Genomic DNA, 17127 nt, shown 5'->3' on the forward strand with positions numbered 1-17127 from the left:
ACCGCCCTTAACTGACCAAGCGGTCAACAATGGCATAGTAACTGCAATAAGCTAATTAAAGATTAAAAAGTATTTTTGTTACCCGTGCGCAAACAACAAGAAAAAACATACGCCAAGCCTTTATGTATCAGGGCTTTATAAAAATTAAGGGGGTCTGTGTGATTCAATTTTTATTAAATAACACGCCAATTGAAGTACAAGAATGCTCGCCAAGTCTCACCATTTTGGACTGGCTTCGCACCAAAAAAGGGAAAGTGGGCACCAAAGAAGGCTGTGCAACTGGCGACTGTGGCGCGTGCACAATTTTAGTGGGTGAAGAGCGTATAAATGCAAACGGGCAAGCTAGTTGGCAATACAAAACAATGAACAGCTGTTTATTGTTATTAGGTAATGCGCATGCAAAACATATAGTAACGGTAGAGGCTGTGACTACTGGTTTATACCCAAACTTAACCGATTTACACCCCGTACAACGTGCACTCGTTGAGTGCCATGGTTCGCAATGTGGTTTTTGCACGCCCGGTATAATAATGAGTTTGTTGGCTCTTTATATTAATGAACCAACGTACCCTGGTAAAAAAGCGGTTATTCATGCACTTGCCGGTAACTTATGCCGTTGTACAGGTTATAGCCCAATATTACTTGCAGCCGAAAAAGCCTATAGCTATGAGCGTAAAGCTGAACCGTACTCAGCAATGGCCGCTCAATTTAAAGCATCACTTAATACGCAATATGATGACGATATTCCATTTTTAAAAAATGGCCCTCGCAAATTCTATTTACCACAAACGGCCCAACAACTTGTTGAGCTAAAGACGCTTTATCTTTATGCACATTTAGTTGCTGGTGGCACCGACTTTGCCATTGAGCTTAGCCAAAACATGCTCTTACCGGATGTAATTATCTCCCTTAGCCAAGTAAAGGATCTTTGCACCTTGGCAGATAATAACGGTGAGTTACACATAGGTGCAGCGCTACCTTATAGCCAATTTGTTGAGGCATTTTATAACCATTACCCAGAGTCAAAAGAGCTATTTGAACGCTTAGGATCAAGCCAAGTACGTAACAGCGGCACACTAGGTGGCAGCATAGGGAATGCCTCTCCTATTGGCGATCCCGCTCCCCTCTTAATCGCTCTTAATGCATCAATGGATTTATTAAGCAGCGCTGGTACGCGCACTATTAAAGTTGCCGACTACTTTACTGATTACAAAAAAACAGTTCTTAAAAGCGATGAAGTAATCAGCAAGTTCACCATCCCAAAGCGCCCAGAGTCGCTAAAACTGGCATGTCATAAAATATCAAAACGCTTTGAAGACGATATATCTACCGTGTGTTTGGTACTTGCTATAGAGCATTCACAAAACATGATTACTCAAGCCCGCTGCGCTATGGGCGGTATGGCAGCTATTCCTAAGCGCGCGCAGCATATTGAGCAAAAGCTGATATCTCAATCGTTACAAGTAAGTAGCTTTATAGACGCAGCAACGGCTATTAACGATGACTTTACACCTATGAGCGATGTAAGAAGCAGTGCGCATTATCGCACTACGGTAAGCAAAAACTTATTACAACGCATTGGTATTGAGTTTTGTGAGTCGCAAGCACGCAACAATAACAACATTGCCATTACGAGGATCTCACATGCGTCACTTTGAAATGGATAAACTAAAAGCGCAAGGTGGTAGCGTTGGACAGTCTAAATATCACGAAAGCGCTATTAAACAAGTTTGTGGCAGTGCAAATTTTGCCGACGATAACCCTGAGCCATACGGTTGCCTGCATGCTTACCCAGTGCTCGCCCCTGTTACAAGCGGCTTTATTAAATCAATAGATACAAGTCACGCACTGGTAGTTGAAGGCGTTAAACGTATTTTATCGGCCGAAGATGTACCGGGTAAATTAGATATTGGCCCAGTATTTCCAGGTGATGTACTGCTGACCAGCCATGAAATTCAATACCACGGGCAACCTGTATTAATTGTTGTTGCCGACACCTATGAAATAGCGCGCCGCGCGGCACGTTTAGTGGTTATAGAGTGCGAGCAAACCACACCAATACTTGATATTAAAGAAGCCATTAGCAAAGAGCATTGGGTAAGGCCGCCTCATTCACTTAACCGTGGTAACAGCGAAAACGCCATTAATAACGCAGCCCACCAGCTTAAAGGCGAAATAAACATAGGCGGACAAGAACACTTTTATTTAGAAGGCCAAATAGCGCTGGCGCAACCTGATAACGACGGGGGCATTCATGTTCAGTGTTCTACGCAACACCCTACTGAGGTTCAACACTTAGTTGCTAAAATTTTAAAAAAGCCATTTAGCTTTGTAAACGTAGAAACCCGCCGTATGGGCGGTGCTTTTGGCGGCAAAGAAACCCAAGGCGCTCCATGGGCATGCCTTGCCGCCCTTGCGGTTTACCACCTTGGCTGCGCAGTAAAAATGCGCCTAGCCCGTAGCGACGATTTTAAATTAACCGGTAAGCGCCACCCTTTTTATAATCACTATCATGTCGGTTTTGACGAAAATGGTTTAATAGAAGGTGCCGACATTACCGTAAACGGGTTTTGTGGCTACTCCCCTGATTTATCTGATGCAATTGTAGACCGTGCCATGTTTCATGCCGATAACGCCTACTACTACCCAGCCGCCACAATTAAGGGTAATCGCTGTAAAGTGAATACCGTAAGCCATACCGCATTTAGAGGATTTGGTGGCCCGCAAGGAATGATTATGGGCGAGCTAATAATGGACGATATAGCAGCTAAATTAGGTAAAGATCCGCTTGAAATTAGAAAACTCAATTTATATAAAAAAGGCCGCGACACCACGCCGTATCATCAAACCGTAGAGCAACATATTTTAAAAGATATGATAAACCAGCTTGAGGAGTCGGGTGACTACTGGGCACGTAAAGAGGCTATTAAAGCATTTAACGTATCGTCACCCATTATAAAAAAAGGCCTTGCAATGACGCCGGTTAAATACGGTATATCGTTTACTGTACAACACTTAAACCAAGCCGGTGCATTAGTGCATGTATATAGCGATGGCTCTATACATTTAAACCACGGCGGCACCGAAATGGGCCAAGGGCTGAACACCAAAATTGCGCAAATTGTGGCCCATGGCTTTGGGGTCGATTTTAACGCGGTAAGTATTAGTGCTACGCGTACCGACAAAGTACCAAACACTTCACCAACAGCGGCCTCAAGCGGTACCGACTTAAACGGCATGGCGGCGCTAAATGCAGTAAACACAATAAAAGAGCGCTTAATAAACTTTATTACCGAGCACTTTGAAGTAGACAGCCAAAGTATTACATTTAAAGATAACCTCATTACTTTTAGTAAAGGGGAAATTAGCTTTAGCGAACTTGCAAATCTTGCTTACATGAATCGTATATCGCTTTCATCTACCGGTTATTACGCCACACCAAAAATTCATTACGACAGAGCCAAAGGTGAAGGCCGCCCATTTTTTTACTACGCTCACGGCGTAGCACTCAGCGAAGTAGAAGTAGATACGCTAACTGGCGAAAACACGGTAACCCGCGTTGACATACTGCACGATGTAGGCAGCTCAATTAACCCAGCACTTGATATAGGCCAAATTGAAGGCGCCTTTGTACAAGGTATGGGCTGGCTTACCACCGAAGACTTACAATGGAATGATAAAGGCCAGCTTGCAAGCTTTGGCCCAGCCAACTACAAAATACCAGCCATTGGCGATACCCCTGCCGAATTTAACGTCAATCTTTATAACTCAGCAAATCCAGAAACCACCGTGTTTAGATCAAAAGCCGTAGGCGAGCCGCCATTTATGCTGGCCTTTAGTGTATGGAGCGCTATTCGTAATGCCATAAGTAGTGTGGCTGATTACAAATACACCGCCCCATTGGATACACCCGCAACCCCAGAGCGAGTATTGAGTGCAATTGAGCAAACCGCTAGTTGGTTTAAGGAGCATCAACATGACTAATTTAAATGAGTCGTTTCAGGGTTTTCATACTCAAAACTGGGCGCAGGCTATAAACGAGCACGAACAAAGCGGCACTAATTATGTAATTGCCACGGTACTTGGCACAAATGGCTCAACCCCTCGCGGCACAGGCTCTAAAATGGTAATAAGCGGCGAGCATATTTACGACACTCTTGGCGGTGGCCACCTTGAATACGTAGTAATAGAAAAAGCCCGCGAACTACTTGCCAAAGGCGAAGCCGCCCAAGTAATTGAGCAATTTAACCTAGGTGCAAATTTAGGCCAGTGCTGCGGCGGAGCTGCCACCGTTATGCTTGAATGCATGCAATGCGAGCGCTTTACCCTCGACATTTATGGCGCAGGCCATGTAGCACAAGCGCTTATTGGTATATTGGCACAGCTGCCTATGCGCATACGCTGGATAGATAGCCGCGCAGATGTATTCCCACAGGCTATTCCAAATAACGTAGTAAAAGTGGTTGATGAAGAGCCAATAGAACAAGTAAAACGTGCGCCTAAAGCTAATAACTACTTAATACTTACCCATAACCACCAGCTCGACTTTGCACTCACCCAAGCCATTATTAAACGCGCTGATGCCAATTGGCTGGGCGTTATTGGCTCTGACACTAAAGCAAAACGTTTTAAACAACGCCTAGCACATCGCGATTTTACAGCCGCTCAAATACAACAAATGACCTGCCCTGTTGGGCTTAAAAATATTACGGGCAAATTACCAATGGAAGTGGCTATTTCGATTAGTGGACAGCTAATTGCCCTTTATCAGGCTATGCAAACCCAAGCGCCAAAACGCCAAGGCTTGCAGTGGCGCACACTAAAAAATGCCTTAATTAGCACCACGCAGGAGGAAGTAGGCGCATGAGTAGCTTACAAATAAATACGCTAAATGATGCACAAGCAAAACAAGCACTTGAGCATTGCTGCGCGGCCCCTAACTGGGTAGCGGGCATGATAAAAGCAATGCCATTTAAAAGTGCTCAGCAGCTGTTTGAATGCGCAAAAAGCATATGGGATAGCCTTAGCGAGAGCGACTATTTAGCTGCCTTTGAAGGCCACCCGCAAATAGGTGACTTATCAACCCTTAGCAAAAAATACGCTGCTACCGCACAAAAAGCGGGCCATGAGCAATCGGGTATGAGCAAAGCAAACGAAGCCGTACTTACCAAAATGATTACCCTTAATAAAGAGTACCTGAACAAGTTTGGCTTTATTTTTATTGTGTGCGCCACCGGTAAAACTGCCGAACAAATGCTTGAACTCATAGAGCAGCGCATACACAACACCCGCAGCACAGAGCTTGCTATAGCCGCGGGCGAACAAGCCAAAATAACAAAAATAAGATTGGAGTCATTGCTATGAATAAAAGTATGAACAAAAGCCCTATTACCACCCATATACTTGATACCAGCACCGGAAAACCTGCGGCAAACGTTGCTGTTAAGCTATTTAAACTTACAAATAACGAATGGGTACAACTAACCCAAGGCACAACCGATACCGATGGGCGAATTACCGACTGGCTAAATACAGAAGTAGAATTTGCAACCTATAAGCTAGTATTTGATTTAGATAGCTACTACCAAAATCAACCTACCCCTGCGTTTTACCCAGAGGCGCAAATAACGTTTAGATTACAAGATACTAAACATCACCATATCCCATTGTTGCTTAGCCCGTTTGGCTACTCTACATACAGAGGTAGCTAACTATGAGCACACAAAACAATAATAACTTAACAGTAATTTGTGCCGATATACTCGACTTTGTTGACGACCCTGCCATTGCTGGCGAAAGCGCCCATCGTTTTTTTGAAAAAGGCGCATTAGTTATCAAGCACGGCAAAGTAGTTAAACTTGGTTACGAGCACGACATACTGCCAACAATTGATAAATCAGCGCGTGTTATCCGCCACGATGGTAAGCTCGTTATGCCTGGTATGATTGACACCCACATACACTTACCACAAACCGAAATGGTGGGTGCGTACGGCGAGCAACTGCTAAGTTGGTTAACCGAATACGCGTTTCCGACAGAGAAAAAATTTACGTGTAAGCATTATTCAAAAGAGATCTCTAATCGCTTTTTAGACGAGCTGCTGCGTAATGGCACAACCACAGCCCTTGTATTTGGCACTGTGCACCCGCAATCGGTTGATGCGTTTTTTAAAGAATCACAAAAACGCAATTTACGTATGATTGCCGGTAAAGTAATGATGGATCGTAACTGCCCTGACGACTTATCTGATTGCGCGCAAACAAGCTATGACGAATCTAAAGCCCTAATAAAAAAATGGCACAATGTTGACAGGCTAAGCTACGCAGTTACGCCGCGTTTTGCCCCCACATCAACCCCAGAACAATTACAAAAATGCACTCAGTTACTTGAAGAATACCCAGACACCTACCTGCACACTCATCTATCAGAAAACAAAGATGAGTGCGAATGGGTAAAAGGGCTATTTCCAGAAGCTGAAGATTACCTTGGCGTTTACGAGCAAGCTAAAATGGTACGTAAACGCTCGGTATTTGCCCATAGTATTCATTTATCTGAGCGCGAGCTATGCTGCCTTGCAGATAACAATGCGGCAATATCGCACTGCCCTACCTCAAACCTGTTTTTAGGCTCAGGACTTTTAAATTTAAAAGCCTGTGAAGAGCACGGCATAAACGTAGGCATGGGTACCGATGTAGGCGCAGGAACAAGCTTTTCTATGCTACAAACAGGTAACGAAGCTTACAAAATCCAACAGTTACAAGGTCAAAAGTTTTCAGCATTTAAAGGGCTGTATTTAGCAACACTCGGCGGTGCTAGAGCGCTCGATTTAGAAGGGACAATTGGTAATTTTGAAGCCGGCTGTGAAGCCGATTTTATTGTAATGGATTGTTCGGCAACTTCGTTTTTAAAATTTAGAATACAACATGCCAAAACCCTACATGAAAAACTATTTGCAATGATGATGTTAGGCGACGACCGCTGCGTTGAGCAAACCTACATTATGGGTAAAAGTGTGTATAAGCGCGATGATAACAATCAATTTTCAGACACCCGCTCACCGGTATTAGAAGAGGCTTAACCGTTATGGAAAACTATTTATTTGAGCTTGCTCATTTAGTACTGCGTTACTTTCATGTTATTGCTGGTATAGCCTGGATTGGCGCTTCATTTTATTTTGCATGGCTTGATAACAACCTACAAACACCACCGCAATGGAAAATAGATAAAGGCATAAAAGGCGATTTATGGGCCGTGCATGGCGGTGGCTTTTATGAAGTGGCTAAGTATCAAAATGGCCCTGAACAAATGCCTCATACCCTGCATTGGTTTAAGTGGGAAGCGTACACAACCTGGATCACCGGTATATTACTATTTAGCTTACTTTATTATGTTGGCGCCGATGTGTACTTAATTGATAACAGTAAAAGTGAGCTAAGTAAATTTGCAGCTATTGGCGCATCCCTTGGTTTTATTGGCTTAGGTTATGGTATTTATCGTTTATTGTGTAAAACCCCGCTGGTTGAAAACGGCAAAGTGTTTATTGCTGTAGTTATTGGTTTATTAGCTCTGTGGACTTTTGGGGTTGATCAATTATTTAGCGACCGCGCTGTGTATATTCATGTAGGCGCACTCATTGGCACGTGTATGGTTGGCAATGTGTATCACATTATTATGCCAGGGCAACGCTACATGGTGAGTGAAGTAGAAGCCGGCCGTATACCCGAATCGCTCCCAGGTTTAAAGGCAAAGCTGTGTTCTATTCATAATAACTACGCCACGTTACCTGTGGTATTTATTATGCTTAGCAATCACTTTCCTTACACGTATAGCCACAACTTTGGCTGGCTTATTTTAATTGCGCTGTTTGGTATTGGTATGTGGATACGCCATTATTTTAACTTAAAACATCAAGGCGTTAATAAACCTTCAGTACTTATAAGTGGTATTGCAGCATTTTTTGCCCTTATGTTGGCAATAGCACCTTGGCCCAGCAGTACAACAAATGCAGACGAAAACGCGCCTTTACAAGCAAGTATTACCGACGCACAAGCGTGGGATATAATCAGCAAACACTGCACGCAGTGCCATAGTGAAACACCTACCTCTGAGCTTTTTCAAACAGCGCCGCTAGGCTTTAAGCTCGACTCTATTAGTGATGTAAAAAAATCCAGCACGCTTATTCATACCCGCGCGGTTATAACCAAAGACATGCCACTGGCTAATATGACCCAAATGACTAACACAGAGCGCGAAACGCTCGAGTTTTGGCTCACGGCACTTAAAAAGGAGCAATAAAATGAGCGAGCAATTTAAAAACTACCCACGAGACTTAATTGGTTATGGCCCACATGCGCCTCATGCAAATTGGCCCAATAAAGCACGTATTGCCGTGCAAGTGGTATTAAATTACGAAGAAGGCGGCGAAAACTGTGTATTACATGGTGATGCAGCCGCTGAAACGTTTTTATCAGAAATAGTCAGTGCTCCCCATGTAGAAGACCGCCATATCAGCATGGAGTCTATTTACGAATATGGCTCGCGCGCGGGCGTGTGGAGGTTACTGCGTTTATTTAAAAAATACGATATACCGGTCACCATTTTTGCAGTGGCGATGGCCCTTGAGCGCCACCCCGATGTAGCTAAAGCCTTTGTTGAAGCAGGCCACGAGATTGCAAGCCATGGCCTGCGCTGGATTAATTATCAAAATATAGATAAACAAACCGAGCGCGAACATATGCAACAAGCCATTGACGTCATTAAAAAGCTTACAGGTAAAAAGCCCAAAGGCTGGTATACCGGCCGAACTAGCCCAAATACCGCAGCCCTTGTAGTTGAGAATGGCACATTTTTATATGACGCCGACGATTACAGCGACGACCTACCCTTTTACAGTATTAAAGAAGGTAAGCCACAACTCATTGTGCCCTACACGCTCGATGTAAACGACATGCGCTTTGCTGCCGTACAGGGTTTTAATGCAGGGGATCAGTTTTATAATTATTTAAAAGATGCCTTTGATACGCTTTATGAAGAAGGTGACCCAGAAGGTGAAAACACCCCAAAAATGATGTCGATAGGTTTGCATTGCCGCTTAATTGGCAGACCAGGAAGAATAAAAGCATTAGCACGGTTTTTAGAATATGCCCGATCGCATGAGCAGGTTTGGTTTGCCACGCGTGAACAAATAGCCGAGCACTGGCTTAAAACCCACCCGTATAAAAAAGCATAGTTTATATTTTTTAAAACATAAAAAAGCCCAGCAAAGCTGGGCTTAAATTACTTTAGGAGTAGTGAAATTTATTCAAAAGAAACGGTGATGATATTCGAACACACATTTTCTGTTATACATAATTGGTAATCGTACGATGGTAATGTAGCTCCACGCACGTAATCACGGTAGCGACCATTATCTGCAGTGGTATCAACTAGCTCACCATTACGGTAAACGCTTAATGACTCTGCACCCACTTCTTCCCAGCTAAGTTCTACACGCATCGTACCTAGGCGTGTTTTATTAGCGCGTTTTAAGTTCAGTTCAAGGGTCACGTCACTTACAACAACGGCTTGGGTAAATGTATCTGTATTACCTTCACTGTCAGTAACAGTTAGTTCTACATCGTAACTACCCGATTGCGCATATGCATGCACAGGGCTTGAATCTGTTGATGTAGCGCCATCGCCAAAGCTCCAGCTCCACTGTGTAATGTCGTTATTGGCATCATTGCTTGTATCTACAAACGAGGCTGTTAAACCTTGCGTATCAACAGTAAAGCCTGCACGTGGCGGTTGTGCACTTACTTCGCCTATAGCGCTAAGCGTAAGTGACCAGCCATTAATATTACCTGTGTCTGCACCCGCTGTATCCACAGCATTTAACGTCCAGTCGCCTGTTGCTACTTCACTGTTAAATACGCTTGATGTAAATGTTTTAACAATATCATCTTCGCTGCCACCTTCATTACTCTGTAAAGTTACCTCAGAGCCTTGTGGTGAAATTAGCGTAAGGACTATATCGCCAGACCAAGTATGCGTAATATTTACATCAACAGAAGTACCAAAAACAGTTAAATCATCTGAAATTGTAATTACCGAATTAGCACCTTGTGGATCATTATCAGGAATCGCCACATTTTCTTCGCTAGTATAGGTGTAGTCATTTAAACCAGCAGGTTGAAGCATTAAGCTTACTGTTTTTTCTTTAACAATATCATCTGATGTTGCTGTAACAGTAAACTCATAATTACCCCATGGCGTATTTCCATTGGTCTCAACACTAAGCTGTACTGTTTCGCCAGGGCTTGCAGTTAGCTCTGATAAATATGCACCAGTAAGGCTAGATTCTAGTTCAAGCGTTACTTCACCATCCCACTGAGCAATAGAACCAATTTCAAACGTATAAGTTGCAGACTCACCAACTGTTATTTGTTGTGACGCTGGCGTCACAGACATTTTAAAGCTTGGCGTTGGATCGGCATCTAATAACGCCTGATTTGCGTTTAGGCGCGTGCCCGCAAGCGTTTTACCTTGAAGTGCAGCATTAGCGTCACCGCTACTCATTAGTAACGCTTTAAGCTCTGATGTTGTTAAATCAGGGTTTACTGACAACACAAGAGCAGCAACACCGGCAACATGAGGTGTTGCCATTGAAGTACCTGAGTAATTTGCATAGCCATTACCCGGAACTGTTGACAAAATACCAGAGCCTGGTGCTCCCATGTCAACACTTGTCGCGCCCCATTGTGAAAAGTCTGATAAGTTATCATTGCTATCAGTACTGGCAATTGCTAATACACTCTCGTGTTCATAACTTGATGGATAGTGAGGGTTTGCATCATTATCAACTTCGTCATTACCAGCAGCAGCAACAAATAATATGTCAGCTTGCTCACTAACAGTCATAGCATCCGCTAACGCTTGGCTATAACCGCCACCGCCCCAGCTATTGTTTAAAACACGTAAGTTTACACCTGAGTTTTTAAGATTAACCATATAGTCGATACATTTTATTGCATCTGATGTTGAACCATTACCAGCGGCATCTAAAAACTTACAACCAACAATAGAAACTTCATGGTTTACACCCACAACACCTGTAGAATTATTACCGCTTGCACCAATAGTGCCTGATACGTGGGTACCGTGACCTTGGTCATCCATTGGGTCGCCAGCATCCGTAATTGCATTAATACCGTGAATGTCGTCTATGTAACCATTGCCGTCATTATCAATACCATCGCCTGCAATTTCGCCAGTGTTAACCCACGCATTGTCAGCTAAATCAGGGTGACTGTAGTCAACACCAGTATCAATAACACCAACTACAACATCGCGACTACCAATTGAGATTTCCCATGCTTCTGGCGCATCAATATCTGCATCGGCAATGCCGCCTGTTTGCCCTTCATTATTTAGGCCCCAAAGTTCATCAAAACGTGGATCGTTAGGTGTATTGGCAGCAATACTAACGCGGTAATCTGGCTCAACATATTCAATTGCTTGATGAGACTTTAAACGCTCAATAGCTTCTTTAGTACTCATGCCAGATACTTTAAATTTAGCAAGGCGACCTGAGAATAATGATGTGAAGTTATCATCAACTTCATCATTATTTAAATCTGTAATTTTTGCTTTAACCAAGCTTCGTGCTTGTTTACGCATTTGAGGTGTTGCATTTTTTTTATATTTAACAATAACAGAGTCACTGCTTGCAGCTGCTTGTGGAAGAGCTCCTGCATCAGGTAATTTAGCCGAAGCCAAACAAGGTAGTAAAGCAAGCGTAATAATAGATAATTTTGTTTTCATTGTTCTATCCATAGTTGGGTTAGCTTAGAAGCACTAAGCGGGTTTGTTCACTATTTCAAGTACAAGGGATCACGTGGCAAGTTATAAGCAAACTAGTAAATACGATATTTGACAAGTTAAAAAGTTAAAAAGAATTAAAAATCATAAATTTTGACCAGTTTGGCTATAAAAAAAACACTAAACACAGTCATTTTAATGAACTGCCCCATTACAACCTTACCCATTATAGGGTCAAACTTTTTTACTGCTTTTGCTTACTATTACATTAAAACCCACCAGTTACACACATAAACCGATGATAATAAAAGGTTAATTATTTGGTAAAAAATGATGATTTAAGAAAATGAAATAGGGGAATACAGTTAATGGGTGATTATGAATTTGAGCTTAAACTTTGTTAGTTCAATATTTATGACAAATTAAAACTTAATTATTTATAGTCACATATTACGCTTCACCTACTTCTAAAGTTACGCAAGCGGATCACAAAAAATATATCGGCACGGCATGCTGAGACAACAAATACCTTATTAAAACCTATAACATTTAGGGTATTTGATTTTAATATTTCAAGGAGAAAATAATGAAGTTGAATAAATCACTTTTAAGTTGTGCTGTTGCAATAGCAATGGGTACCAGCTTTGCCTCATATGCAGATACCGACAACAAATCAGCATCAAACTCAGAACTTAGTACAAAAATATCTATACTTAGCACCGCTAATTCAATGACATTGGCACAATCGCAAAATAATAACACCGCGATTTTAATGCAAGAGGGAGATAGTAATACTATTGAGGTTTCGACTACTGGAAACGAGAACACAACAGAAGTTACTCAATTACAATCAGGTAATTATGTTGGCGTAACAACAATTGGTAACAACAACGAGCAAGTATATGCCCAAGATGGCGTTGCCAACGGTGTAATTACCGAAGTTACTGGTAATAATAATTACCTAAATGTTTTGCAAAGTGGCCAAGGCTTTTTTGTAAACAACGAAGCTGTCAACATGATTGTTGGTGACGACAATATCGTTGATGTAGAGCAAGGCACTGGTGGTCATTGGTTTTACAACTTAGATATGAAAGGTAATGGCAACGAAATCAGTTCATTACAAACAGGTGAGTGGCATGAAGCTGAATTAACCTCTGTAATGGGCGATCAGAATAGTCTGAGTCTTGAGCAAAACGGTTACTGGAATACCTTCAAAGTGAGTTCTTTACAAGGCAATGATAACGAGCTTGATATTGAACAAGACGGCGATCGTAATACTGTTACCTTCACTGATATTTTAGGCGATGCAAATGAGCTTTCAATTGAACAAGAAGGCAATACTAACGCAGTAACATTTGTAGCTGTATTAGGCGATGAAAACGAAATTGATTTAGACCAAGAAGGTTCTTTAAATACTATCGAATCAAACTTATTCGAAGGTCAAAACAACGAAGTTACAGTAACTCAGGTTGATTTAAGCAACTCAACAACCGTTGATATTATTGGTGACGATAATGAATTAACGGCTACACAAGTTGGCTTATTAAATGATGCTTACATGGGCGTTTTAGGTACCGATAACGAATTTATGATTAACCAAGTAGGTGAATCAAATTCAGCACACGTTGTTAACTTTAATGGGTCTGAAAATGACGTTAACGTTATTCAGTCTGGCCAAGAAAACACTGCTGTTGTTGAGTCTTCATATCCTGATATATCTCTAACATCAAACGACAACGATATCGATATTATGCAAAATGGTTCTCAAAACGAAGCCATGGTTACACTTGCAGGTATTTTAGATAGCAACATGAACCAAGTTGACCTAGCTCAAACAGGTGAAATGAACGTAGTTGATATGATGGTTGAAGGTAATGGCCACAGCATTGATATTTCACAAACTGGCGAAGGTAACTGGGTAGTAGGAATGGAGCAACCTGCATTTTTAGTAGGTGGCGAAAACGTTTCGTTTAGCGTAACTCAAATGGGTAACGATAACATTGTTGAAGGCGCCGTAATTGGTTTCAACAGCACTGTTTCAGTGACCCAAATTGGTGACGGTAACGTGACTTCTATTACTCAAATGTAATTATTGAGGTTGGGGAGAGCAACTCTCCCCATTTAGTTATGCATAATAATAAAAACCATTACCAAGTATTATTACTTACGCTTTCTCTGTTTTTAATGCCCGCATCTTATGCCGCTGAAGAGTTGGAGATTGACGGCCTACTACTTGATAGGAGTATTAGCCGCTTTGGTCATCAGTTCTATTTTGAGTTTTCTAATTACTGGCGAGATCTCCCTTCAACTGCAGGTTTTAACATTGAAATTAAAGAAACGGTCATTCCAAAAGCAGGCACAAAGCTGTCGTTAATAATGAATAACCAACTTGTTTACGCAACTTATTTAGGTAGACGACTAGAGCCTTTAAATGAGCGTGTGGAGCAGGCTGTTTATACAGTGATAGATGCAATGGCTCGCGAAAACATGGCAGTGTCAACACCCGATATGGCTAAAGATGGATGGTAAAATGAAAAATATAGCCCTTATAATAATAACAACATTAAGCTTTTCAGCAGCAGCAACTGAAATAATTTACACCCCAATTAACCCAAGCTTTGGTGGTAACCCACTCAATGCAAATATGCTGTTGAGTAAAGCCCAAGCTCAAAACAAGCATAAAGCACCGGTAGTAGAAAAAGGTTACGCTGAACAATTTCAAGAAACTCTAGAGCGCACCTATTTAAATCGTATGGTAAGAGAAATTACCGATATGGCATTTGGTGAGGACATAGAAGATAGCCTTTTCAATCAAGACTCCATATTTATGAGTGGCGATTATCAAATTGAAGTTATAACCAGCACAACTGATTCTATTACAGTAAGAATAACAAATATAATTGATGACACCGTGGTGATCATTGAAGTACCGAGGTTTGGATAATGTATAAACTACTAATAACAATAATATTAATAGGATTGAGCGGTTGTGCGAGCCTAGGGAACTTAATCCCACCATCGCAACAAAAAGCAGTTAGTTTAGAGCCAACCGAATTATTCGCAGATCTGAAAAACTTACCTAAACCTGTTGGCAGTATTCCGGTATCTGTTTACTCATTTAGAGATCAAACAGGTCAATATAAGCCACAAACTAACGTTAGCTCATTTTCGACTGCCGTTACTCAAGGTGCTAACTCAATACTCATACAAGCATTACATGAATCTGATTGGTTTACGCCGGTAGAGCGTGAAGGTTTACAAAACATTTTAACTGAGCGAAAAATTATTCGTGCAGGCCAAGCCGATAATCCTAATCAAGCTGATTTACCTCCGCTAACAACCGCTAAAATCATTTTAGAGGGCGGTATCATAAGCTACGACACTAATGTAAAAACAGGTGGTTTGGGTATGGAATACTTTGGTATAGGCGCATCAGAGCTTTACCGTGAAGATGCTATTTCAATATACTTACGCGCTGTTGATGTTCGTACAGGACAAGTACTACTAAGTGTAGCCACCAGCAAAAAAGTACTTAGCCAAGAAATGCGTGCAGGCTTTTTTAGATACGTAAGCTACAAACGACTAGCAGAAGCAGAAGCAGGCTTTAGTGACAACGAACCTATGAGCATTTGTGTTACCCAAGCAATAGAAAAAGCACTCACAGATCTCATAACAAAAGGTATTGATAAAGGCTTATGGGCTAAAAAATCAGCATAAACTGACTTCCTAAATTAACTAAAGGCTACATATTGTAGCCTTTATAAGTTGTGTGGTTAGTGATTTGAAAGTACTTCGCTAACCCAACCCTTATAAAAATCTAAAGGATAAATTTTTTACTTAAATAACGTCTTAATGGCTCTACTCTTATTTAGCCATTGGCAGCAAAACAGATATATAGCGCTGCGCCCAATTAGCAAGCTCCACCCTGTTGCGTGAGTTAGTTTTTTTAAACGCACTGTATAAATGTGTTTTTACAGTGTGGTCGCTAATGTTAAGTTTATCAGCGATTGTATTGTTACTCGCCCCCTGTGCAATTAAATGAATAACAGACTTTTCTCGTTTTGTTAAATGATCGTAATCGTCCTGCTTTAATTCAATGTCGTCGTGTAAGCTATTAAACGACGATGCCACGGCTAAAATATCGTTAAAAGCTTTTGAAATCACTTTACGCGTAAACCAAAGCTCGCCAGTATTAACACGAAGTAACCCTTTAAAAATATCTTCTGGTGGATCAGATTTATAAAAAACACCATTAAAATGGTTAAGCAATAAGTTTTGCTCGCACACATCTTCTTTATCAACATTAAAGATGACAACGCTATAGTGTTTAGCTAAACAAATAAGGTCAGTCGGAATAAGGTCTTGCCATTTGCTTTTAGCACCATCTATTAAAAACAAATCATAATTTGTGCGCTGCTCAGCTTTAGGAATAACCTCGTCCATTTTAATATCACCAAACAAAGCTTGTAGTGTTCTTAAAATAGCGGTGTAGTTGTGTGAATGAAAAGATGATTGAAACGTTGTTTTTACAAATACCGAGTTTTTATGGGGCATAAATTTCGTCCTTGAAACATTTACACTACATTACCTAAATCAAATACAACTTACAATGGGATTTTGATATTAAAGTACTGTTATTCTTTCTCATCCTAAAATAGATAAAAATCAATTAAATCAATGTAAAACCTTCATCAATTTTATTTTTAAAATTGCTTTTATAAGATAAATAACAGATCGGATTAGTGGCTTAATAACTTATAAAGCCTTAAATATGCATTAGCCTAAACTAACTTTTAGGATCAATTATTCTATACTCGCTTTTAGTTTATTTAGCGCATCAACCGAAAAACCTCGATCATAAAAATATAAAATTTCGCCGCTGTTATTTATAAGTACCACACGTGAGTTATTTGGGCTTTGATTACCTGTAAACTTTTGTACCGCTTCACCATCTTTATAAATAGTGATTACCCCACCCCATAATTCTTTAGGGATGCCTTTGCGCATACCGCTGTCTATAAATGTACTAAACATGCGTGGTGCCATGCCGGCAATGGTTGGTAGTTCGTATGTAGGGAGCGTTACACCCGCCATATCTAAACCAATTAACCAACGGTCTATATCAAACTGACTATCTTGCTTGTACCCAATGAGCAGCAGTGTTTTATCTGCTTTAAAATCGCTGGGTATAGCCACCATGCTTTGCTCTAAACTTTCGCCGCTAATGCTTGGGAACTGTTTACCTGTTAATTGCTGGTTTGGATACTGTGTTGTACATGCACTAAGTAGTAAAAATGCAAAAGCACTTAATGTTAATTTGATCATAAT

General features: G+C 41.2%; 15 protein-coding genes. 12 read left to right on the plus strand and 3 right to left on the minus strand.

Annotated elements, in window-relative coordinates; genetic code table 11:
• The first annotated feature begins 158 nt into the window (after positions 1 to 158).
• From xdhA to puuE, 8 genes are read left to right on the plus strand one after another with little or no spacing between them, the layout of a single operon-like run.
• Entirely contained in the window at positions 159 to 1658 is a 1500-nt protein-coding gene (gene xdhA, locus GQR38_RS09940; protein WP_165721731.1) for a xanthine dehydrogenase small subunit, read from the plus strand.
• Complete coding sequence (gene xdhB / locus GQR38_RS09945) at positions 1645 to 3984, plus strand: xanthine dehydrogenase molybdopterin binding subunit (protein ID WP_165721732.1); 2340 nt, start codon at positions 1645 to 1647, stop codon at positions 3982 to 3984. The genes xdhA and xdhB overlap by 14 nt, the downstream gene beginning before the upstream one ends.
• Positions 3977 to 4867, plus strand: coding sequence for a xanthine dehydrogenase accessory protein XdhC (gene xdhC, locus GQR38_RS09950; protein ID WP_165721733.1), 891 nt, complete (start codon positions 3977 to 3979; stop codon positions 4865 to 4867). The genes xdhB and xdhC overlap by 8 nt, the downstream gene beginning before the upstream one ends.
• Positions 4864 to 5364, plus strand: coding sequence for a 2-oxo-4-hydroxy-4-carboxy-5-ureidoimidazoline decarboxylase (uraD, locus tag GQR38_RS09955; RefSeq protein ID WP_165721734.1), 501 nt, complete (start codon positions 4864 to 4866; stop codon positions 5362 to 5364). The genes xdhC and uraD overlap by 4 nt, the downstream gene beginning before the upstream one ends.
• Positions 5361 to 5711, plus strand: coding sequence for a hydroxyisourate hydrolase (gene uraH, locus GQR38_RS09960; protein ID WP_033028479.1), 351 nt, complete (start codon positions 5361 to 5363; stop codon positions 5709 to 5711). Before uraD ends, uraH begins: the two co-directional genes overlap by 4 nt.
• Before the next feature lie 2 nt (positions 5712 to 5713).
• The gene (guaD, locus tag GQR38_RS09965) at positions 5714 to 7078 is read left to right on the plus strand and encodes a guanine deaminase (protein WP_165721735.1); all 1365 of its coding nucleotides are present in this window, start codon (positions 5714 to 5716) and stop codon (positions 7076 to 7078) included.
• 5 nt (positions 7079 to 7083) lie between these two features.
• Entirely contained in the window at positions 7084 to 8295 is a 1212-nt protein-coding gene (locus tag GQR38_RS09970; RefSeq protein ID WP_101216333.1) for a urate hydroxylase PuuD, read from the plus strand.
• Position 8296: 1 nt separating this feature from the next.
• The gene (gene puuE / locus GQR38_RS09975) at positions 8297 to 9229 is read left to right on the plus strand and encodes an allantoinase PuuE (RefSeq protein ID WP_165721736.1); all 933 of its coding nucleotides are present in this window, start codon (positions 8297 to 8299) and stop codon (positions 9227 to 9229) included.
• A 68-nt stretch (positions 9230 to 9297) separates the two neighbouring features.
• Here the strand turns inward: puuE and GQR38_RS09980 are convergent, their stop codons facing one another.
• The gene (locus tag GQR38_RS09980) at positions 9298 to 11802 is read right to left on the minus strand and encodes a S8 family serine peptidase (protein ID WP_165721737.1); all 2505 of its coding nucleotides are present in this window, start codon (positions 11800 to 11802) and stop codon (positions 9298 to 9300) included.
• Between the two features lie 583 nt (positions 11803 to 12385).
• Between GQR38_RS09980 and GQR38_RS09985 the strand changes: the two genes are divergently transcribed.
• The 4 genes from GQR38_RS09985 to GQR38_RS10000 all read left to right on the plus strand — a co-directional run bounded on the left by GQR38_RS09985 (position 12386) and on the right by GQR38_RS10000 (position 15516).
• Positions 12386 to 13888 carry a curlin gene (locus tag GQR38_RS09985; RefSeq protein ID WP_165721738.1) on the plus strand — a complete coding sequence of 501 codons (1503 nt, stop codon included), beginning with the start codon at positions 12386 to 12388 and terminating at the stop codon, positions 13886 to 13888.
• A gap of 95 nt (positions 13889 to 13983) precedes the next feature.
• Positions 13984 to 14328, plus strand: coding sequence for a curli production assembly/transport protein CsgE (locus GQR38_RS09990; protein ID WP_085999476.1), 345 nt, complete (start codon positions 13984 to 13986; stop codon positions 14326 to 14328).
• Positions 14318 to 14743, plus strand: a complete 426-nt coding sequence (locus tag GQR38_RS09995) for a curli assembly protein CsgF (RefSeq protein ID WP_007584408.1) — start codon at positions 14318 to 14320, stop codon at positions 14741 to 14743. The genes GQR38_RS09990 and GQR38_RS09995 overlap by 11 nt, the downstream gene beginning before the upstream one ends.
• Entirely contained in the window at positions 14743 to 15516 is a 774-nt protein-coding gene (locus GQR38_RS10000) for a CsgG/HfaB family protein (protein WP_007584410.1), read from the plus strand. The genes GQR38_RS09995 and GQR38_RS10000 overlap by 1 nt, the downstream gene beginning before the upstream one ends.
• A 147-nt stretch (positions 15517 to 15663) precedes the next feature.
• Here GQR38_RS10000 and GQR38_RS10005 read toward each other — a convergent pair whose 3' ends face one another.
• Together GQR38_RS10005 and GQR38_RS10010 are read right to left on the minus strand one after the other, a co-directional pair.
• Positions 15664 to 16353 carry a response regulator transcription factor gene (locus GQR38_RS10005; RefSeq protein WP_007584415.1) on the minus strand — a complete coding sequence of 230 codons (690 nt, stop codon included), beginning with the start codon at positions 16351 to 16353 and terminating at the stop codon, positions 15664 to 15666.
• 249 nt (positions 16354 to 16602) lie between these two features.
• Positions 16603 to 17124, minus strand: a complete 522-nt coding sequence (locus GQR38_RS10010) for a hypothetical protein (RefSeq protein WP_165721739.1) — start codon at positions 17122 to 17124, stop codon at positions 16603 to 16605.
• Positions 17125 to 17127 lie beyond the last annotated feature (3 nt).

Source organism: Pseudoalteromonas sp. c7(2019), from assembly GCF_011378625.1.
Lineage (GTDB): Bacteria > Pseudomonadota > Gammaproteobacteria > Enterobacterales > Alteromonadaceae > Pseudoalteromonas > Pseudoalteromonas arctica.